Below are 22274 nucleotides of genomic sequence, written 5' to 3' on the forward strand. Positions count from 1 at the left end.
ATTTACAAGATGAAAAAGGTCTATTTATTGCTTTTCTTGGCCCTAAGCGCGTTTGCCTTGTACGCGTGTACGGATGATTCGACGAGCAATCGATTGGAACAGGAGGAGATGGCTCAGATTTTGGCAGATATACACATCGATGAGGCCATTATTCAAAATATGCACCTGGGCAATTCCGATACGGCCTTAGTCCTTTACCACGAATTATCGAAGCAGACCTTGAAGAAACGCGGTCTTGATTCTACCCAAGTAGCGAAAAGCCTCGGTTCCTATGTCAAAGATCCTGCCGATTTCGTCAAATTATATACCCGTGTGAATGAAATTATCGAGGAGCGCCAGAAAAAAGCAGCGGCTAAAAAACCCGTCGCAGAAAAACCATGAGATCGCTTCTTCTATTATTATTGTGTATTAATCTGATTTCTATGGGGCAATCGCCTGTAATTCAAGGACATCGTGGCTGCAGAGGCTTATATCCGGAGAACTCTTTACCTGCGTTTCAACACGCGCTAGAGATGGGTGTGACCGTTCTTGAAATGGATGTTTGCCTTTCTGCAGATGGCCAGGTATACGTTTCCCATGAGCCCTACCTGAATCCGCTGTATGCGTCTTTTCCGGATGGTTCGCCCGTGAAAGATGCGTCGATTAATTTATACCAAAAGACCTATGCCGAAATCAAATCCTTCGATGTAGGCTCCCGCGGAAACAAGCTTTTTCCAGAACAGGTCCGCGTCGCTACTTATAAACCCTTACTTTCAGAGGTCTTAGCCTTAGGGGAGGCCTTCGCACATAAAACGGGTCGTACTATTTATTATAATATCGAGATCAAGTCCGAACCTTCCGAATACGGTAAATCACAACCGGCGACGGTAAAAGAATTTGCGGACAAGGTATGGGCGGTGATTTCCGCAGGAATTTCTCCGTCTGCATTGATTTTGCAAAGTTTCGATTTTGCGGTATTGCACTACTGGAAAACGGCCATCAATAAGGGACGCATTTCCGCTTTAGTAGAGCAGGAGAGCCCTGAGCAGATGCTTTCATCGCTGGGTTTTGTACCGGATATTTTCAGTTCCTCGCACAAGTATTTGACGAAGGAGCAGATTGATTTTTGTCACGGGAAAGGGATGCAGGTCATTCCTTGGACCATCAATACGACGGCAGAGATGCAGAAATTCAGTGCTTGGCAGGTGGATGGCATCATTACCGATTACCCTAATCGTGCACCTCAATTCCTAAAACCCTAACATGTCGTTGTTTAATGAGACTTTGTTGTGGTTTATGAAGCGGAGAATGCCGCGGATTGAGGCGATTTACGAACGGCCTTTGGAACTACAAGAACAAATGTTGCAGGGCTTATTGTCTCATGGTCGTTCCACTGAATGGGGGGCGAAACACGGCTACCAAGACGTCAGCAATTACGAGAGATTCAAGCAACAAGTTCCCATTTCCACCTACGAAGAGATCTTTCCCTACATCGATCGGATGATGCAAGGGGAGCAAAACATCTTGTGGGATACACCCATAAGCTGGTATTCGAAGTCTTCTGGTACCACGAATGCCCGCAGTAAATTCATTCCAGTCTCGAAGGAGTCGCTGGAAGAATGCCACATGATGGGCGGGAAAGATATGATCACGCTGCTCGCTGCCAATAAGCCAGAGACTAAAGTGTTCGAGGGGAAAGGCCTGTCCATCGGAGGTAGTCTTTCTGAAAGCCCAGTGAATTCGCGCATGCTGATGGGCGATGTGTCGGCGGTGGTGATGAAGAATCTGCCTATTTGGGCGCAAATTATACGCACGCCTTCGCTGGATGTGGCGCTGATGGGAGATTGGGATCAGAAGATCGAGAAGATGGCGATCGAGACGTCGAAGGAGAATGTGACGAGTATTTTGGGCGTGCCTACGTGGACACTCGTGTTGATCGAGAAGATTTTAGAGATTACCGGGAAGAAGTCGATTCTGGAGGTGTGGGAGAATTTTGAGTTTATGATTCACGGGGCGGTGGCTTTTGGGCCCTACCGGGAGTTGTTTAAGAACCAGATTTTTCCGTCTTCGCAGGTCGGATTTTTAGAGATCTACAATGCGTCTGAAGGGTTCTTTGGAATTCAGGATGATCTGTCCAAACCCGATGAGATGCTCCTCATGCTCGATTACGGCATCTTCTATGAGTTCATACCGATGAGCGATGAGGGGGAAGAGGCGAATACCATCGTTTCTTTAAGTCAGGTGGAGGTAGGCGTGAATTATGCGATGGTCATTTCGACGAACGCGGGTTTGTGGCGCTACAAGATCGGGGATACCGTGAAGTTTACTTCTGTCAGTCCGTACCGGATCAAGATTTCAGGAAGGACAAAGCATTTCATTAATGCTTTTGGGGAAGAGCTGATTATCGAGAATGCCGAGACAGCCGTCGCGCGCGCTTGCGCCGCGACCCAGGCAGAGATCAAGGATTATACGGCGGCTCCAGCCTTTATGAACGAGGGTAAAAATGGGCACCATGAATGGGTGATCGAATTTTCAAAAGCCCCAAAAGATTTTCGTACCTTTGCACAGATTTTAGACCAAACGCTTCGCGAGCAAAACTCGGATTACGATGCGAAAAGGTCTTATGATTTAGTGCTTGGCCCTCCTTTGGTCCATATCGCCCCAGCCGGAACTTTCCATAACTGGATGCGGGAACGAGGGAAATTAGGCGGCCAACACAAAGTTCCGAGGTTAAGTAACCACCGGGAATTTTTAGAAGGAGTCAAGGCTCATTTTTAATCAAAACAAGCTATGTCGTTAAAAATAACTATCGAGAATGGTATCAAAGATGCCATGCGTGCGAAAGACGCGGACCGTTTACGTGCATTACGTGCGATCAAATCCATGATTCTTTTGGAAGAAACATCGGGTTCTAGCGGTGACGGTTTAAGCGCAGACGCAGAGATGAAAATCTTAATGAAAGCAGCGAAACAGCGCCGTGATTCATTAGAAGTCTATGTAGCTCAAAATCGCCCAGACTTAGCGGAAAAAGAACAAGCAGAATTAGCGATCATCGAAGAATTCTTGCCTAAGCAATTGTCTGACGCAGAATTAACCGCTAAAATCACCGAAATCATCGCGGCAGTAGGCGCGACGAGTCCAGCCGATATGGGTAAAGTGATGGGTGCTGCTTCGAAGCAATTAGCTGGATTAGCAGACGGTAAAGCCATCTCGGCGAAAGTGAGTGAATTATTAAAGAAATAAGATTGGAAAAGAAGGTCGCGATACGGAATCTAAGTTTTGATCAGCTGAAGGCAGAGATGCTCGCAGCCGGAGAACCTGCGTTCCGGGCTAAGCAGGTGTACGAGTGGATTTGGAAGAAGGCTGCCCGCAGTTTTGACGCGATGGGAAATGTCCCTAAGACGACGCGCGAATGGCTTTCGGAGAAATTCTCTTTGCAAATCGTGACGACCGCGGAGGCACAATATAGTTCTGATCGCACCATCAAATCCAGCTTTCAATTACACGACAATAACCTCGTGGAGGGTGTGTTAATTCCTACCCGCGAACGCGTGACTGCCTGCGTTTCCTCCCAGGTGGGATGCTCGCTAACCTGCAGCTTCTGTGCGACGGGTTATATGGACCGCAAGCGAAATTTGGAGTCATTCGAGATCTACGATCAGGTCGTTTTAATCCGCGATCAGGCACAGGAAAAATACGGTCAAGCGCTGACGAACATCGTTTACATGGGGATGGGCGAACCGCTGTTGAACTATGCGAACGTCTTAAAATCCATCGAGCAGATTACCTCGCCAGAGGGTCTAGGGATGTCGCCACGCCGCATTACGGTGTCTACGGCGGGTATCGCGAAGATGATCCAAAAACTAGGTGACGATCAAGTCAAGTTCAATCTAGCCCTTTCCTTGCACGCTGCAAACGATACGAAGCGTAATCAGATTATGCCCATTAACGAGAGCAATACTTTGCAGGTCTTAAAGGCCGCGCTTTTGTATTTCTTCGAGAAGACGGGCAACGAAATCACGCTCGAATACATCGTCTTTAACAAGTTCAACGACACCCTGGAGGATGCACGCGAATTGTATGAGTTTGCCAAAGGCATCCCGTGCAAAATCAACCTCATCGAATACAATCCCATCGCTCAATCTTCTTTCGTGAATGCGGAGGCAGATGCGATCGCGAAGTTCTCTGCTTTCTTAGAAAGCAAACGAATGATCGTGAATATCCGTCGTTCTCGTGGACGCGATATTGATGCGGCTTGTGGCCAGCTTGCCGGCAAAAAAGCCCCAGCCGATGCCTAACACGATGTTTCCCATCTTCTTGAAAATGGATCAAATCCAGACCTTGGTCGTGGGAGGAGGGAACGTAGCCTTAGAAAAGGCATCCGCGATTTTGCGCAATTCACCGTCAGCAAACTTGACTTTAGTGGCGCCTTTTTTTCGCCCAGAGACAATCGAATACCTGCAGGATTTTCCTCACGTGCGCATCTTAACGCGTGGTTTTCAGCCATCGGATTTAGAAGGCCTAGATTTGATCATTTGTGCGACAGATTCTCCCGCTTTACACGCGGAAATCAAAGCTTTAGCGGCAGCCCAGCACTTACTTTGTAATGTGGCAGATACGCCGCCTTTGTGTGATTTTTATTTAGGGTCGATTGTCCAGAAAGGCGATTTAAAGATTGCGATCTCGACGAATGGGAAGTCCCCTACTTTGGCCAAAAGAATCAGAGCCTTCCTCGAGGATGTGATTCCTGAGGACGTTCAAACCTCCCTCGAACAATTAGAGGAAGCTCGTAAATCATTAAAGGGTGACTTTCAAGAGAAAATCACCCAATTAAATGAACTAACTAAGAATCTAATTTTTAAAAAGAAGGATTAGTCGTCGATCTTCGCTGTCTCAAGCGTAGGCACCAAGGCATAAATAATCACCCAAGCTAACACGTACGCACTTCCGCAAAGCAGGAAGATGATGTTATAACCATCGTTGATATTACCCAATAATTTGTATTTGTCTAACAGGGAACCCACGATCATGGGGAAGAAGATACCGCCCACAGACCCAGCCATTCCTCCGATCCCGATCACCGAACTGACTGCTTTCTTCGGGAACATATCCGTCGCGATCGAGTAAATATTCGCGCTCCACGCCTGGTGTGCCGCAGCAGCTAAGGAAATCAATCCCACCGCTTGCCAAATAGTATCACAGTAACGCGCTAACATAATAGGCACCACCGCAATCGCGAAACTGAACATCGACCACTTGCGCGCCTTGAATGACGGCCAACCTTTGTTAATTAAATAACCAGACAACCAACCACCGCCAATACTTCCAATCGTCGTCGCCGTATAGACAATGATTAATTCTAAACTAGGCTTCTTCAAGTCTAAGTGGAAGCGCTCCGAGAAGTACGAGGGCAACCAGAAAAGGAAGAACCACCAGATAGGATCCGTGAACATTTTGCCAAAAAAGAAGGCCCAAGTCTGCTTAAATCCAAATAATTTACTCCAGCGAACCGGCGTCACATTATCATCCTTCTCCTCCATATCCGCGTGGATATAGTCGAATTCTGCTTTCGATAAAGACTTGTGCTTTGAAGGCACCTCATAGTAAAACCACCAAAAAATCAACCAAATAAAACCGATCGCCCCGGTCGCAATAAAGGCCATTTCCCAACCATAAACGCCTAAAATCCAAGGCACCATAATCGGTGCAGCCACCGCTCCAATATTCGCTCCAGAATTAAAGATACCCGTCGCTAGCGCGCGTTCGTTTTTAGGGAACCATTCCGCTACGGTCTTAATCGCTGCTGGGAAATTTCCTGCCTCACCTAAACCTAATAAACCGCGCATAAAAGCGAAGCTCATCGTGCCAGTTGCTAAGGCGTGCATCATTGCCGCAATACTCCAAACCACGATGGAAATAGAATAGCCTAATTTCGTCCCAATGCGGTCAATAATCCCGCCAAAACCCAATAAGCTAATCGCATAGGCCGCTTGGAAAGTGATGACAATGTTCGAATAATCTGTCTCAGACCAGTCAAATTCTTTTTCCAAGACCGGCTTTAATAAGCCGATAACCTGGCGGTCTAAATAGTTAATCGTCGTCGCGAAAAAGAGCAGTGCGCATATTTTCCAGCGGTACTTTCCAATGGTTTCCATATTATAGTTCGTGATAGGTTTTGATCAGGTTAGCGATCGTGTTTGATATAGAGGTATAGTCTTGTTTTTGAATTAAGTCAGCCGGGAATAATTGAGATCCCATGCCCACGGCTGCAGCACCCGCGCCAAACCAGGTTTTTAAACTTTCGCGGTTCGGTTCCACTCCGCCCGTTACCATGATTTTGGTTTTCGGCATCGGTCCTTGAATCGCTTTCACGAAAGCGGGACCTACCACGTTTCCTGGGAAAATCTTCACGTATTTTGCTCCTAAAATTTCTGCATTGCGAATCTCCGTCAAGGTCATCGTGCCTGGCATCCATGGGATATTATGTTTCGCACAAACCTCGCCTACGGAAGCCGTGGTGAAGGGTTGCAACATAAAGTCAGCGCCCATTTCGATGAATTCAGTCGCCTGTTTTGCATCGTAAATCGTGCCGATTCCCAATATTAAATCTGGACATTCTTTCTCGCAAAAGTCGATTAGTTTCGCAAAGATGGCTGGAGCCGCTTCGCCGCGGTTCGTGAATTCAAAAACGCGAATTCCGCCGTCGTAGCAGGCTTTTAAGACGTTTTGGGCGATCGTTTGATCGGCATTGAAAAATAAAGGGACGATAGGCGTTTCCGCTAATCGAGAATATACTATGTCTGCTGAATTTCTAGCCATGATTATCGTTTTAAACGTCCGGTGATATCGCCACCCATGACGGTTTCAATTTCGTCTAGGTTGGATAAATTAATATCCCCTTCGATCGTGTGTTTTAATGCGGAAGCCGCTACCGCAAAGGCCAAAGACTTCGCCTCATCGCCGTAAACCAAGTTTCCGTAAATGTATCCGGCCATGAATGCATCTCCGCCGCCGATGCGATCGACGATTTGGGAGATTTCTACCGTGTCTGATTTGATGACTTTTGAGCCATCGAATGAGGTGGCGGATAAGGTATTTTGAGAGGCAGAAATCTGGCCTCTTTTGGTGTTAATAATCTTCTTCAAGTTAGGGAAACGCGCCATGATCTGTGCGCAGATATCGTGCCAGCCGCTCTTGTGCGAACCGGAAGGAACGATGTCTAGGATGTCCTCTGCGTCCGCTTTGCCACACACGATAATGTCGCATTGTGCGATTAAGGCGGGCATTACTTCCTTTACTGATTTTCCATATTGCCAAAGGTTCTTCCGGTAATTCACATCCGCTGAGATCGTCAAACCTTGTGCTTTTGCCTCTTTCAGCGCTGCTGTTAATGCTACCGTTGCCGCCTCCGAAATCGCAGGCGTAATGCCTGTCCAATGGAACCAACCCGCATCCTCGAAAATTTCTTTCCAATTAAAATCCGCTGGATTGAGATTAGCAAAAGCAGAATCTGCGCGGTCATACGTCACTTTGCTAGGGCGCATCGCTGCGCCAAACTCCACGAAATACAAACCTAAACGCCCTTCTTTATACGCCGTATGCGACATATCCACGCCTACTTGGCGGTAATAGCCAGTGGCAGCTTTGCCTAATTCGTTGTTTGGGAAACAAGTCACGTGTTCCGCCGGGACCCCGATGTGGGCTAATCCGCCCGCTACGTTTGCCTCGCCGCCACCATAGGTGATGTTCAATGACTGTGCTTGGGTAATGCGTCCATAGCCTGCTGGGCTTAAACGACCCATAATTTCCCCAAAAGTGATAACCTTCTTCATTACTCTTCGAAATTAAAAAATCCTGCCGCGTTGTTATACGAGATGTCTTGCACTAGTTTTCCTAGCCAAGCAATATCCGCGGGCAATTCGCCATTTTCCACATCTGCGCCCAGTAAATTACACAAGATTCTTCTAAAATACTCATGTCTTGGGAACGAAAGAAAACTTCTGGAGTCCGTTAACATCCCCACAAAGTGACTCAACATTCCCATATTGGAGAGCGTGTTGATTTGCTTTTCCATGCCGTCTTTTTGGTCCAAAAACCACCAACCCGATCCGAATTGCATCTTTCCTACAATCGTCCCATCCTGGAAATTACCCGTCATCGTCGCTAACAATTCGTTATCGCGTGGATTCAAATTATACAAGATCGTCTTCGCTAACTGATTCGTCGAATCTAAGTGATTTAAGAATTTAGACAAAGGTCGCGCCTGCTCAAAATCCCCAATCGAATCAAATCCCGTATCAGGACCTAAAGTACCTAACAGACGGTCATTATTATTGCGAATCGCCCCTAGGTGGAACTGTTGTGTCCAACCTTTGGCATGATCTAAATGCGCAAAATACACCAGCATCGCTGATTTAAACTGCACTTTCTCTTTCTGATTAATCGTTTTACCCGTCATTAATCGCTCAAAAATGTGCGCGATTTCCTGTTCCGTATAATCGTCAGCGTATATCTGCTCTAGTCCATGGTCACTTAAACGACATCCCACCGAATGGAAAAAATCGTGTCTCGCCGCTATCGCTTTCTTGTAATCGCCTAAGGTATGAATCTCCATTTCAGCCGCAGCCGCTAGGGAATTCACATACTCTACGAACACGATTTCATCATCCACGCCCATCGCTTTATCCGGACGGAACGTAGGCAAGACTTTGATGGCAAATCCACTCGCCTTGATTTGTTTATGATAAGCCAAATTATCGATCGGATCATCCGTCGTACAAAGCGCTTTTACGTTCATCTTTAACAATAAGTTGCGCACAGAAAACTCCTTAGTGCGCAAAAGAGCATTACACTGATCGTATATACGCTTTCCGCTTTCCGCATTCAATAATTCCGTAATCCCGAAATAGCGCTGCAACTCCAAGTGAGTCCAGTGATATAATGGGTTACGCATCGTATAAGGCACAGTCTCTGCCCATTTCAAGAATTTCTCCTCGTCAGACGCATTTCCCGTGATGTATTTTTCATCCACCCCGTGAGCACGCATCGCCCGCCATTTATAGTGGTCGCCCGCTAACCAAATTTGGGATACATTGTCAAATTGCTTGTCCTCCGCGATCTGCTGCGGAATCAAGTGATTGTGGTAATCAATGATGGGCATCTGCGCCGCATATTGATGGTACAAAGTTTGCGCCGTCTCGGACTGCAACAAGAAATCTTTATCTAAAAACGCTTTCATAGTATGTCGTTTAATCTATTTAGTAGGAAGTCGGCAGTCGATAGTCGGCAGTCGGCAGTCGATAGTCGATAGTCGATAGTCGATAGTCGGCAGTGTACAGTGGGCAGTAGTCCTTGGGTAGTAGACAGTCGTCAGTATCCAGACCGAAACATTCACCATTTACCATTTACCACTTACCATTTCATTCACCATTTCCTCCTTTATGCTCTATTCTTTATGCTTTAAATCTATACTCTCTACTCTATTCTCTATAATCTCCTAAATGTACTTCGTAACCCCCTCCACAAATCCAGGAACCTTTGTCAAATCCGTGCCCCATAAATCCGTATTGGATAATACTTTCTTCAAGTCAAAATCTTTCCACGCCTCATAGAAATACGGTGCATAGTCGCATTGGATAGGGTAGGCCTCTCCGTTGCTATCGCCAAAGTATTTACCATCTTCCACTTTCACCGCGTGCATAAATTGCAAGTAAGCCGCGAAGCCCATGCAGAATAGCTCAGGTGCTTTGCCAAAGTTTTGAGCATAATTAATCAACAATGGCACGTTTCGCATCCGCATTTTGGTCGTGTATTGTACCGTAATGTCGATCAATTTGTGGTTAATGAACGGATTACGGAAACGGTCTAATACCGAACGCCCGAAGCGATCAGCTACCTTGAAATCCATTTTATACGGGATGCCCAGCGCTAATTCGCTTAGCATTAAGTTCATGATCAACTTGCTCAAATAGCCGTTTGCCATCACATCTTTTACGAGACGGAAACCTAATAAAAAGGACATTCCGCAAAGCAAGGTGTGCGTTCCATTCAATAAGCGCAATTTCAATTCGCGGTAGATTTCGATATCCTCAGCGATAATTACGCCTTTATCCGCTGGGGCAAAAGATAGCACCTCTTTTACTTTGGCCCCTCCTTGAATCGCCCAAAGGCTATAGACCTCCGAAATGATCATTAAAGAATCCTCATAGCCTAATTGCGCGCAAATCTCTGCATTCGTCGCCGCATCCGGGCTACCGGGTACGATGCGATCCACTAAGGAATTACAGAAGTGATTCGCCGTTTCTAACCAAGTCACAAACTCCGCAGATAAACCGTGGTCTGCTGCTAATTTCAAGATGATGCCTTTCAACACATCTCCATTATTGATAATTAATTCCGTGGGAACAATAACCATTCCTGAGGCAGCAGATCCAGCGAAATGCGTGAAACGTGCGTGCAAGAACGCCAATAATTTAGCCGGGAAAGAACTAGGGCAACCATTCGCAATCGGATCGTTTGCCACGTAGGTAATTCCTACTTCTGTCGTATTCGAAAGGATGATTTGCATCTCCTCGCTCTTCGCGCATTCGATGATTTTATCCCAGTCTTTCGAAGCAGTAATAGTACGAGAGATGGAGGAGTTGATGATATGCTCTTCTTTGGCCACACCTTCATCGATTCCCTTAATGCAATGCGTATACAATCCATCTTGTTCATCGAAGGCATCTGCGCCTCCTTTAGCCGTCGATTTTACGACCACCACGCGACCCTTGAAAATTCCCGCACGGTTCGCTTTGTCGATATAGAAATCGCAAAGTCCCCGTTGCAACACTCCGGTCCCAAATTGTAGGACTTTCTCCGGATAGGTAAATACCTCCGACGGTGGAACTTGCAAAGCAATGGAAGAATGAAGTTCACCTGACTCCAGGAATTTTTTCGATAAGCGCATATAATTCTAATTTCCTTTAAAAGGCAAAAATCCCGCCTTTTTACCTGAATTTCAGCTAAAAAAATGGGATTTAATGACCTAAAACGTTTACGCTTCGCCTATGGGGCCGTTATAATTCATGGGGAATTGGAAACCTGCGGCATCCCCTTCTTTCATAATGGGGCCAAAGGCCTCTTCGTACTTCTGAATATTCTCTTGTAGCGCCTGCATTAAACGGTAAGCGTGGTCTGGAGTCATCACGACTCTCGACTTTACTTTGGCCTTAGGTAGACCAGGAAGGATGCGAATAAAGTCCATCACAAATTCCGATGGGCTATGCGCGATTAACGCTAAGTTCACATAATGGCCCTCCGCCATCTCTTCTGGAAGTTCGATATTGAGTTGATTTTCTTCTGTTGGGTTTTCCATTTTTCTGTTGGGATAAAAAATAAACCCCCGAACTTAAGAAAAGCCGGGGGTCTATTCAAATGAATCTACAAATTAGTTTGCAGCTTCTACTTTTTCCTTCGCTTCAGCGATTTCTGCAGCTTCTTTCTTCGCTTCCATTGCTTTTAGTTCATCTTTCGATGTCACTAAAATGTCTTTGTAGCGACGAAGACCTGTACCTGCTGGAATCAAGTGACCTACGATAACGTTCTCTTTCAAGCCGTCTAAGGTATCCACTTTCGCGCGAATCGACGCCTCAGAAAGTACTTTCGTAGTTTCCTGGAACGACGCAGCGGAGATGAATGACTCCGTTCCTAACGAAGCTTGCGTGATACCTTGTAAGTTAGAAGAAGAAACGGCTGCTTGCGCATCACGCACCTTCATTAACTTCATATCTCTACGCTTTAACGAAGAGTTCTCATCACGTAAAGCACGAGCAGAAAGAATCATACCTGCTTTGTATTTCTCAGAATCTCCAGCGTCAGTGATCACTTTCTGATCTAAGATCAAGTCGTTCTCGTGACGGAATACGAAACGATCTACGTTTTGACCTTGTAAGAATTGCGTATCACCGGGCTCTAAAATCTGAACTTTTTGCATCATTTGGCGAACGATACACTCGATGTGCTTATCATTGATCTTCACACCTTGTAGACGGTATACGTCTTGGATCTCGTTCACTAAGTATTCTTGTACCGCTGTAGGTCCTTTGATCTTCAAGATATCTGAAGGTGTAATCGCACCATCAGAAAGTGGAGAACCTGCACGCACGAAGTCATTATTTTGTACTAAGATGAATCGTGTCAAAGGTACTAAGTAACGACGCTCAGCTCCTTCTTTCGGTGTCACGATAATCTCGCGATTACCACGCTTAATCACACCGTAAGAAATAACGCCATCAATCTCCGTTACAACCGCTGGATTCGATGGGTTACGTGCTTCGAATAATTCCGTTACACGTGGAAGACCTCCCGTAATGTCACGTGTTTTACCTGCCGCACGAGGAATCTTAGCGATAATTTGACCCGCTTTGATTTTATCTCCTTCGTCGATCGCTAAACGCGCACCTACTGGAACGTTGTATACTAAATCTTCTTTCCCTTTTGCTTTCACTAATACGGATGGGTTCTTTGTCTTATCTTTCGATTCGATAATCACCTTCTCACGCATACCCGTTTGCTCATCCGCTTCCTCTTTGTAGGTATTGTTTTCTTCGATTGCCTCGAATTCCACTTTACCTTCAGCTTCAGAAAGGATTACCGCATTGTATGGATCCCAAGCACAGATTTCGTCTCCTTTTTTCACCGCTTGGCCTTCCTTAACGCGTAAGAATGAACCATAAGGAATGTTAGAAGAGATCAAGATTTGTTTGTTCGCTGGGTTCACAATTTGAACCTCACCTGAACGACCCATCACGATTTCTACTGGATTTCCTTCTGCATCTGTCGAGCTTACAGAACGAACCTCTTCGAAGTTAATTACTCCGTCAAATTTCGCTTTAACGCTCGCATCTAAGGAAACGTTTTGTGCCGTACCACCCACGTGGAACGTACGTAACGTTAACTGAGTACCTGGCTCACCAATGGATTGAGAGGCAATTACACCTACCGCTTCTCCTAAGTTTACCATCGCAGCTGTAGCTAAGTTACGTCCGTAACATTTCGCACACACACCACTTAACGTCTCACACGTTAATACCGAACGAATTTCAACTGACTCGATCGCTGTCTCATCAATTTTCGTTGCTACCGCTTCAGTGATTTCATCACCTGAAGCAACGATTAACTCATTTGTGATCGGATCGTACACATCGTGAATAGACACACGACCTAAGATACGCTCAGATAATGGCTCGATGATCTCCTCATTGTCTTTCAATGGGAACACCTCGATACCACGTAACGTACCACAATCTTCTTCGTTCACGATAACGTCTTGCGCTACGTCGTGTAAACGACGAGTCAAGTAACCCGCATCGGCTGTTTTCAAGGCAGTATCTGCCAAACCTTTACGCGCACCGTGAGTCGAGATAAAGTACTCTAATACGTCAAGACCTTCTTTAAAGTTAGAAAGGATTGGGTTTTCGATGATTTCACCTACTGAACCTTGTAAGTTCTTCTGAGGCTTAGCCATCAAACCACGCATACCACCTAGTTGACGAATTTGCTCACGAGAACCACGGGCTCCAGAGTGCATCATCATGTAGATCGCGTTAAATCCTTGGTTATCCTCTTCCATCTGCTTCATCAATGTCTCGGTAATTTTCGAGTTCACTTTTGTCCAGATGTCAATAACTGCGTTGTAACGCTCGTTATCTGTGATTAAACCCATTAAGTAGTTGTCCCAAACTGCTTGAACATCTTCCTGTGCTTTCTTCACTAATGAAGCTTTCTCCGCCGGAATTTGAACATCGCCAATACCCATCGATAAACCACCGTGGAAGGCTTGTTGGAAACCTAATTCTTTGATATCATCTAAGAATTGCGCTGTACGAGCCATACCACAGATCTTGTGAACGTGTGAGATGATTTGTTGCAATTTCTTCTTCGTCAATAACTCATTGATATAACCTACGGCTGTAGGAACACATAAGTTGAATAATACACGGCCAGCCACAGTTTCCACCATTTCCTCTACCAATGTACCATCGTCTTTACGAACGGTAGCTTTCACTACAATGTTCGCGTGCTTAGATAATTTCTTCTCGTTCAAGGCGATAACAACCTCCTCAAATCCGTAGAAACGGTGTCCTTCTCCTTCTACCTTGTGGTCAGGAGTTGACTTACGACCTTTGGTTACATAATATAAACCTAACACCATGTCCTGAGATGGTACCGTAATAGGCGCACCATTCGCTGGGTTCAAGATGTTATGTGATGCAAGCATTAATAACGAGGCTTCCAAAATCGCTTCATGTCCTAGTGGAACGTGAACCGCCATCTGGTCACCATCGAAATCGGCGTTAAAGGCCGTACACGTTAATGGGTGCAATTGGATCGCTTTTCCTTCGATTAATTTCGGTTGGAAAGCTTGGATACCTAAACGGTGAAGAGTAGGAGCACGGTTTAAAAGAACGGGGTGTCCTTTCATGACATTTTCCAAAATATCCCAAACCACTGGATCCTTACGATCAACAATTTTCTTCGCAGACTTAACCGTCTTCACGATACCACGCTCGATCAACTTACGGATAACAAACGGCTTGAATAATTCAGCCGCCATATCTTTTGGAAGACCACATTCGTGCATTTTCAATTCTGGACCTACGACGATAACCGAACGACCTGAATAATCGACACGCTTACCTAATAAGTTTTGACGGAAACGACCTTGCTTACCTTTCAACATATCAGAAAGAGACTTCAAGGCACGGTTACCTTCAGAACGAACCGCATTTACTTTACGTGAGTTGTCAAATAAGCTATCAACAGCTTCTTGCAACATACGTTTTTCGTTACGTAAGATTACCTCTGGCGCTTTGATCTCGATCAAACGCTTCAAACGGTTGTTACGGATAATCACACGACGGTATAGATCATTTAGATCAGATGTCGCAAAACGACCTCCATCTAATGGCACCAATGGACGTAATTCTGGTGGAATGACTGGAACCATTTTGATAATCATCCACTCCGGACGGTTATCGATACGACCGATCGACTCACGGAACGCTTCTACCACTTTCAAACGCTTCAAGGCTTCAGCCTTACGTTGTTGAGAGGATTCAGTATCCGCAGAGTGACGCAAGTCAGCCGATAAGCTGTCTAAGTCAATGCGTGTTAACAACATATTTAACGCGTCAGCACCCATTTTCGCGATGAATTTCTGTGGATCTTCATCAGGTAAATGTTGGTTCTCGCGCGGTAATTTGTCTAAGATATCTAAGTACTCGTCTTCAGTTAAGAAATCAAGGTATTGGCTACCAATCTTTCCTTCTTCCGCGTACATACCTGGTTGAACTACCACGAAACGCTCGTAATAAATTACTTGGTCTAATTTCTTCGTAGACAAACCTAGCATATAACCGATTTTGTTCGGTAAGCTACGGAAGTACCAGATGTGTGCCACGGGAACCACTAATTCGATGTGGCCCATACGCTCACGACGTACTTTTTTCTCCGTTACTTCTACACCACAGCGATCGCAAATGATGCCTTTGTAACGAATACGCTTGTATTTACCGCAATGGCACTCCCAGTCCTTTGTAGGACCGAAGATACGCTCGCAAAACAAACCGCCCATTTCGGGTTTGTAGGTACGGTAGTTGATGGTTTCCGGTTGTGTTACCTCGCCATTAGACCCCTCTAAGATTGACTCAGGTGAGGCTAGTGAGATGGTTACTTTTTGGAAATCGCTATTCAGCTTTCTAGTCTTTTTAAATGACATTTTCTATGTATTTTATTGGAAAATGAACTCTTTTTATAGGGCCAAAGCCCAATGGTTTACTCAAGGGTGATTTCAAGGGCTAAACCTCTCAATTCGTGAATCAATACGTTGAATGATTCTGGAATGTTAGGCTTAGGCATGTTCTCACCTTTTACAATAGCTTCGTAAGCTTTTGCGCGACCGATCACATCATCAGACTTCACAGTTAAGATCTCTTGCAAGATATTCGCTGCACCGAAGGCCTCTAATGCCCAAACCTCCATCTCACCAAAACGCTGACCACCAAACTGAGCTTTACCACCCAATGGTTGTTGTGTAATTAATGAGTAAGGTCCGATCGAACGTGCGTGCATCTTATCATCCACTAAGTGACCCAGTTTCAACATATAGATGATACCTACAGTCACCGGTTGATCAAATTTATCACCCGTTAAACCATTGTATAAATACGTACGACCCCAGTCTGGTAAACCTGCTAACGTTAATTCAGCAGCTACCTCTGCTTCAGTTCCACCGTCGAAAATAGGCGTCGCATAACGCTTACCTAATTTTTGTCCAGCCCAACCTAATACGGTCTCGTAAATTTGTCCTAAGTTCATACGAGATGGTACCCCTAGTGGATTCAATACGATATCTACTGGTGTTCCATCTTCTAAGAATGGCATATCTTCTTCACGAACGATACGGGCAACAATACCCTTATTACCGTGACGACCCGCCATCTTATCACCCACTTTTAACTTACGCTTCTTCGCCACATATACCTTCGCTAATTTCACGATACCAGCAGGTAATTCATCACCTACCTCTAACACGAAACGCTCACGCTTGAACTGGCCAGCGATTTCGTTACGACGAACGTGGTAGCTCTTGATTAAGGCTAAGAAAGTCGCGTTAGTCGCTGCATCCGCTGTCGCATCTTCTACGATCAAATCTGAAAGTAAATTCGCTTCTTCAGGAACGGCATACGTTGACTCATCGCGGTATAAGTTTTTATCTGGGAATAATAATTCTTCGATGTTCTTCGCTGTGAATTTAACCCCTTTCTCTACGATCACTGTGCCAAACTTGTGACGGATACCCCCACTCGTTTTTCCAGCTAATAAAGCAACGGTCTTTTCGATCATGATCTTACGAACCTCTAATAGGTCTTTACCGTATTGCTTCATAACCAACTTCAATTCAGCCTTCGACTTATCACGTTGATCCTTATCCTTTTTAGGACGAGCAAACAATTTCGTGTCGATAACCACCCCTTTTAATGATGGTGGCGCTTTCTTCGAAGCATCTTTCACATCACCAGCTTTGTCACCAAAGATGGCACGTAATAATTTCTCTTCTGGAGTTGGATCAGACTCTCCTTTTGGTGTAATCTTACCAATTAAGATATCTCCTTCTTTCACCTCAGAACCTACGCGAACAACACCGTTCTCGTCTAGGTTACGAACTGTTTCTTCCGAAACGTTCGGAATTTCAGAAGTTAATTCCTCCTCACCACGTTTCGTATCACGTACCTCTAATTCGAATTCCTCAATGTGGATCGAAGTAAAGATATCGTCACGAACCACTTTCTCAGACATCACGATCGCATCCTCAAAGTTGTAACCTTGCCATGGCATGAACGCCACTTTCATGTTACGACCTAAAGCTAGCTCACCTGCTTGAGTTGCATAACCCTCGCAAAGTGCTTGTCCCTTTTCTACTTTTTGTCCTTTAAAGACAATCGGCTTCAAGTTGATCGTTGTATCCTGGTTCGTTCTACGGAACTTGATTAATTTGTATTCTTTCGTAGATCCGTGGAAGCTTACTAATTTTTGCTCCTCCGTTTGATCGTAGTTCACTACGATGCGTAACGCATCTACGTATTCGATCACACCACTTCCTTCAGCAACAACTAAAGTACGAGAGTCAATCGCAACGCGGTGTTCTAAACCTGTACCTACGATAGGTGCTTCTGGGCGTAACAATGGCACCGCTTGGCGCTGCATGTTCGATCCCATCAAGGCACGGTTCGCATCATCATGTTCTAAGAAAGGAATCATAGAAGCCGCAACCGAAACAATTTGGTTAGGCGCTACGTCCATATATTGTGCATCCGCTGGATTCACTAATGGGAAGTCACCTTCGAAACGTGCTTTCACACGGTCAGATAAGAATTTACCCGTTTTGTCAATCTGCGCATTCGCTTGCACGATGTTCATGCCATCTTCTTCTTCTGCCGTTAAATACGAAACAGTCGTAGACGTATCCACTTTTCCTGATTCGATTAGACGGTAAGGAGTTTCGATGAAGCCCATTCCGTTTACTTTCGCGTGAACGCAAAGAGAAGAAATCAAACCGATGTTTGGTCCTTCAGGCGTTTCAATCGTACAAAGACGACCGTAGTGCGTATAGTGAACGTCACGAACCTCGAAACCAGCTCTTTCACGAGAAAGACCGCCTGGCCCTAGGGCAGACATACGACGCTTGTGCGTGATCTCAGCTAATGGATTCGTTTGATCCATAAATTGAGATAGCTGATTTGTTCCAAAGAACGAGTTAATCACAGACGATAACGTACGTGCATTAATCAAGTCTACTGGCTTAAAGTCCTCGTTATCACGAACGTTCATACGTTCTTTGATCGTACGAGCCATACGTGCAAGACCTACACCGAACTGAGCATATAATTGCTCACCCACAGTACGTACACGACGGTTAGACAAGTGGTCAATATCATCGACAACCGCGCGAGAGTTGATCAAACCGATCAAATACTTCACGATAGAAATGATATCTTCTTTTGTCAATACCTTAATATCCATTGGGATATCATGGCCTAATTTTTTATTGATACGGTAACGACCTACTTCGCCTAAATCATAACGCTTGTCTGAGAAGAACAAGTTTTGGATGATATCACGTGCTGTTTGCTCATCTGGTGCATCCGTGTTACGTAATTGCTTGTAGATAACTTCTACCGCCTCTTTCTCCGAGTTCGACGTATCTTTTTGTAACGTATTGTAGATGATGTTGTAATCAGATACGTTCACATCGTCTTTGTGCAAGATGATCGTGCTTGATCCTGATTCCAAAATCGTCTCAATCTCGTTCTCTGTAATAACCGTATCACGCTCGATCAAGATTTCGTTACGGTCGATAGAAACTACCTCACCTGTATCTTCATCTACGAAGTCTTCTTGCCACGTTTTCAAAACCCTCGCAGCTAAGCGACGACCTACCGTTGACTTCAAAGTCTTCTTGTCTACCTTTAATTCTTCAGCTAGGCCAAATAAATCAAGGATATCCTTGTCATTTCCGTAACCGATTGCACGAAGCAATACCGTCACTGGGAATTTCTTTTTACGGTCGATGTACGCATACATCACATTGTTAACGTCCGTTGCAAATTCAATCCAAGAACCCTTGAATGGAATGATACGAGCCGAATACAATTTAGTTCCATTCGTATGCTTCGATTGCGCGAAGAATACACCTGGCGAACGGTGCAACTGAGAAACGATGACACGCTCAGCGCCGTTGATCACGAATGATCCACGTTCTGTCATGTACGGAATGTTTCCTAAGAATACTTCTTGTTCGATGGTTTGGAAATCTTCGTTGTCTGTATCATTACAGATCAAACGCAATTTCGCTTTTAAAGGTACTGAATACGTTAAACCGCGGTCGATACACTCATCTACCGAATATTTCGGCGGATCTACAGAGTAGTCAACGAACGACAAAACGAAATTTTCCCGCGAATCCGCGATGGGAAAATTCTCAGCAAACACTTTAAATAAACCTTCGTCAGTACGATTCTCAGCAGCTGTCTCTAGCTGGAAAAAATCCTGAAAGGATTGGATTTGGATATCCAGAAAATCTGGATAATCGATCACAGACTGCGTTTTCGCAAAGCTGTGTCTTCCTGTGGCAGTGATGTTACTCAAGGCTTTATACGTTTTAAATTAAATGAAAAATGGCCCTATGGGCACAATTTAAAGCTGAAATGCCTCGTAGATGAAAAAATGATCTCCCTTTGCGCTTCCCCTACGATAAAGGAATTGTGTTTCAGAAATCATTTTTTTTTGGATAGGCCCGAAGGCTTGTACCCTAAAATAGCCTGCAAAGGTACTGATAATTTTCTGAGATACAAGGGGGGTGTGAGATTTTTGTTTGAGATTACACAAGAATCAAAGAGCAAAGACCAAAGCGCAAAGTTCAAATGATGTTATTTTTTCTTTGAACTTTGAGCTTTGGTCTTTGAAATTTAAATAAAATGAAAACCAAACTAATGTATTACCTCCGCTTCGTCCTCGCCTACACCCACGATGAGATCAAAGGGATGATTGTGCTTTTCGGAATGATGGGTATTTATGTACTCTATTATATAGGGAATGAATTCTATAAGAAGGAGCAGGAAAAATTAGAATTTAATCCGGTAGTTTGGGAGGCGAATTATCAGGAGATTAGGCCGAAGTCCGTAGGGAGAGAGTCCGGAGGAAAAGAGTCCGGAGGTTTTAAGTTCGGAGGCCGGGGGAAGGGTTGGGTTGACTATGGAAGCTATAAGTCCGGAGGAAAAGAATCCGGAGGTTTTAAGTCAGGAGGCCACAGGAGGCAGGCGGCCATCGACATCAATACCGCGGATTCGGCGGCATGGGTGGCCTTGAATGGGATAGGGCCAGGGTTTGCGAAACGGATTATAACCTACAGGGAGAAGTTGGGTGGGTTTTACCAGGTGGATCAATTGAAGGAGGTGTATGGTTTGGACTCGATTTGGGTTAAAGAAAATAAGGCTATACTAAAGGTAGGAGCGGGGGTGTATCGGTTTCTGAAGATTAACCAGGTAGAATGGAAAGATTTTAGGCACCCGTATTTGCCTTATGGGCAGTCGAAGGTGGTTTTGGCCTACAGAAAACAACATGGACCGTTGAAGGATTTCGAAACCTTGCACCAAATTCAATTGCTAGATCAGGTGGCGTGGAGGCGGTTGAAACCTTACCTGAGCTTTGTGGTTCTTGATAATAAGTAGAAAACGCGTAATTTAGCATCCTATTTAATACACATCAACGAAACAATATGTCCTCAGGAGTTTTTCAAGTGCCTACACCTGTGAATGAGCCTATTTTGCAATATGGCGCAAATTCAGTGGAGAGATCCAAATTAAAGCAAGCCCTTTCGGATTTGCGGAATCAGCAAATTGACGTGCAGATGCGCATCGCAGGTCGTTCTGTGAAGGGTGCCAAAAAAGTCGCCATGACTTGCCCCCACGATCACCAACACGTGTTAGGGCACTATTATGAAGGAGGAAAAGCGGAAGTGGCGCAGGCTATTGACGCGGCCCTAGCGGCTAGATCTGCTTGGGCATCGATGCCTTGGGAGGATCGCGCGGCGATCTTTTTGAAAGCGGCAGATCTTTCGGCGACTAAATATAGAATGCAATTGAATGCGCGCACGATGTTAGGTCAATCGAAAAACGCCTATCAGGCGGAAATCGATGCAGCGTGTGAGTGGATTGATTTTTTACGTTTTAACGTGCATTACGCACAACAGATTTATAGCGAACAACCGATTTCGTCGCCTGGCGTTTGGAATCGCTTGGAATACCGTCCTTTAGAGGGCTTCGTTTACGCCTTGACTCCTTTTAACTTCACGGCAATTGCGGGTAATTTACCGGCGGCACCTGCCTTGATGGGGAATACGGTCGTTTGGAAGCCATCGCCTACGCAGGTGTATTCGGCTGGATTATTAATGGAGATTCTAGAGGAGGCAGGTTTGCCGGCTGGCGTGATCAACTTAGTACTAGCGGATGGCCCGGAAGCAGGGGAGGTAGTATTCTCTCACCGCGACTTTGCGGGGATTCACTTTACGGGATCGACAGGCGTGTTCCAGACGATTTGGAAGAATATAGGCCAAAACATCGCCAACTACAAGTCCTATCCACGGATCGTAGGGGAAACTGGCGGCAAGGACTTTGTGGTAGCCCATTCCTCCGCAGACGTTAAAGCATTAACTACCGGATTAATCCGCGGTGCCTTCGAATACCAAGGCCAAAAATGTTCCGCAGCCTCTCGTGCCTACGTTCCAGCTTCTTTATGGCCAGCGGTAGAAGCACAATTGAAGTCAGATTTAGCCGCCATCAAAATGGGCGGAACGGAAGATTTCGAAAACTTCGTGAACGCGGTCATCGACGCCAAAGCTTTCGCGAAAATCACCTCTTATATAAGTGAAGCGAAAAAGTCCCCAGAAGTCACCGTCATTTCAGGCGGAAACTTCGACGATTCGAAAGGCTATTTCGTAGAGCCTACGGTTTTATTAACGACGAATCCGACCTATCGCACGATGGTAGAGGAGATCTTTGGCCCCGTGTTAACCATTTACATATATAAGGATGCAGATTGGAAAGAAACCCTAGCCTTAGTAGACTCGACTTCAGCGTATGCCTTAACGGGTGCTATTTTCGCGCAAGACAAATATGCGATGCTGGAAGCCATGAAGGTGTTAGAAAATGCGGCAGGTAACTTATATTTAAATGATAAGTGCACGGGAGCCGTGG

Annotated in this window: 16 protein-coding genes (1 of these 16 only partly in view); 8 read left to right on the forward strand and 8 right to left on the reverse strand. The window is 45.3% G+C overall.

Annotation, left to right across the window (positions count from 1 at the left end):
• The first annotated feature begins 9 nt into the window (after window positions 1-9).
• The 6 genes from EWU21_RS05755 to EWU21_RS05780 are packed head-to-tail and all read left to right on the forward strand — an operon-like array spanning window position 10 to window position 4854.
• The gene (locus EWU21_RS05755; protein WP_130895853.1) at window positions 10-381 is read left to right on the forward strand and encodes a DUF4296 domain-containing protein; all 372 of its coding nucleotides are present in this window, start codon (window positions 10-12) and stop codon (window positions 379-381) included.
• Between the two features lie 41 nt (window positions 382-422).
• On the forward strand, window positions 423-1241 hold the full coding sequence (locus EWU21_RS05760; RefSeq protein ID WP_236633181.1) for a glycerophosphodiester phosphodiesterase family protein: 819 nt from the start codon (window positions 423-425) through the stop codon (window positions 1239-1241).
• A 1-nt stretch (window position 1242) separates the two neighbouring features.
• On the forward strand, window positions 1243-2757 hold the full coding sequence (locus EWU21_RS05765) for a GH3 auxin-responsive promoter family protein (protein WP_130895855.1): 1515 nt from the start codon (window positions 1243-1245) through the stop codon (window positions 2755-2757).
• A gap of 12 nt (window positions 2758-2769) precedes the next feature.
• Complete coding sequence (locus tag EWU21_RS05770) at window positions 2770-3222, forward strand: GatB/YqeY domain-containing protein (protein ID WP_130895856.1); 453 nt, start codon at window positions 2770-2772, stop codon at window positions 3220-3222.
• Window positions 3223-3278: 56 nt separating this feature from the next.
• Entirely contained in the window at window positions 3279-4277 is a 999-nt protein-coding gene (gene rlmN / locus EWU21_RS05775) for a 23S rRNA (adenine(2503)-C(2))-methyltransferase RlmN (protein ID WP_236633191.1), read from the forward strand.
• Between the two features lie 4 nt (window positions 4278-4281).
• Window positions 4282-4854 (forward strand): precorrin-2 dehydrogenase/sirohydrochlorin ferrochelatase family protein, encoded by a 573-nt coding sequence (locus EWU21_RS05780; RefSeq protein WP_236633182.1) that lies wholly within the window; start codon window positions 4282-4284, stop codon window positions 4852-4854.
• Here the strand turns inward: EWU21_RS05780 and EWU21_RS05785 are convergent.
• From EWU21_RS05785 to rpoB, 8 genes are all read right to left on the reverse strand, one after another.
• The gene (locus tag EWU21_RS05785) at window positions 4851-6134 is read right to left on the reverse strand and encodes an MFS transporter (protein ID WP_130895859.1); all 1284 of its coding nucleotides are present in this window, start codon (window positions 6132-6134) and stop codon (window positions 4851-4853) included. The genes EWU21_RS05780 and EWU21_RS05785 overlap by 4 nt on opposite strands.
• Window position 6135: 1 nt before the next feature.
• Entirely contained in the window at window positions 6136-6798 is a 663-nt protein-coding gene (locus EWU21_RS05790; protein WP_130895860.1) for a bifunctional 4-hydroxy-2-oxoglutarate aldolase/2-dehydro-3-deoxy-phosphogluconate aldolase, read from the reverse strand.
• 2 nt (window positions 6799-6800) lie between these two features.
• Window positions 6801-7811, reverse strand: coding sequence for a sugar kinase (locus tag EWU21_RS05795; protein WP_130895861.1), 1011 nt, complete (start codon window positions 7809-7811; stop codon window positions 6801-6803).
• Window positions 7811-9217: a glucuronate isomerase gene (gene uxaC, locus EWU21_RS05800; RefSeq protein ID WP_130895862.1), complete on the reverse strand. Its 1407-nt coding sequence runs from the start codon at window positions 9215-9217 to the stop codon at window positions 7811-7813. Before uxaC ends, EWU21_RS05795 begins: the two co-directional genes overlap by 1 nt.
• Before the next feature lie 258 nt (window positions 9218-9475).
• The gene (locus EWU21_RS05805) at window positions 9476-10927 is read right to left on the reverse strand and encodes a tagaturonate reductase (protein WP_130895863.1); all 1452 of its coding nucleotides are present in this window, start codon (window positions 10925-10927) and stop codon (window positions 9476-9478) included.
• A gap of 87 nt (window positions 10928-11014) precedes the next feature.
• Entirely contained in the window at window positions 11015-11335 is a 321-nt protein-coding gene (locus EWU21_RS05810; RefSeq protein WP_130895864.1) for a DUF3467 domain-containing protein, read from the reverse strand.
• Between the two features lie 72 nt (window positions 11336-11407).
• On the reverse strand, window positions 11408-15739 hold the full coding sequence (rpoC, locus tag EWU21_RS05815) for a DNA-directed RNA polymerase subunit beta' (RefSeq protein WP_130895865.1): 4332 nt from the start codon (window positions 15737-15739) through the stop codon (window positions 11408-11410).
• Window positions 15740-15795: 56 nt separating this feature from the next.
• Window positions 15796-19668, reverse strand: a complete 3873-nt coding sequence (gene rpoB / locus EWU21_RS05820) for a DNA-directed RNA polymerase subunit beta (RefSeq protein ID WP_130895866.1) — start codon at window positions 19666-19668, stop codon at window positions 15796-15798.
• 329 nt (window positions 19669-19997) lie between these two features.
• Here rpoB and EWU21_RS05825 point away from each other — a divergent pair, with 329 nt between their 5' ends.
• Window positions 19998-20750: a helix-hairpin-helix domain-containing protein gene (locus EWU21_RS05825; protein ID WP_130895867.1), complete on the forward strand. Its 753-nt coding sequence runs from the start codon at window positions 19998-20000 to the stop codon at window positions 20748-20750.
• Window positions 20751-20797: 47 nt separating this feature from the next.
• Window positions 20798-22274: the 5' portion of an L-glutamate gamma-semialdehyde dehydrogenase gene (gene pruA, locus EWU21_RS05830; protein ID WP_130895868.1), read on the forward strand. 152 nt of this gene lie beyond the right edge of the window; only the first 1477 of its 1629 coding nucleotides appear in the window; the start codon lies at window positions 20798-20800; the stop codon falls past the right edge of the window.

The sequence above is a fragment of the Aquirufa antheringensis genome (genome assembly GCF_004307425.1).
In the GTDB taxonomy this organism is placed as follows: Bacteria; Bacteroidota; Bacteroidia; order Cytophagales; family Spirosomataceae; genus Aquirufa; species Aquirufa antheringensis.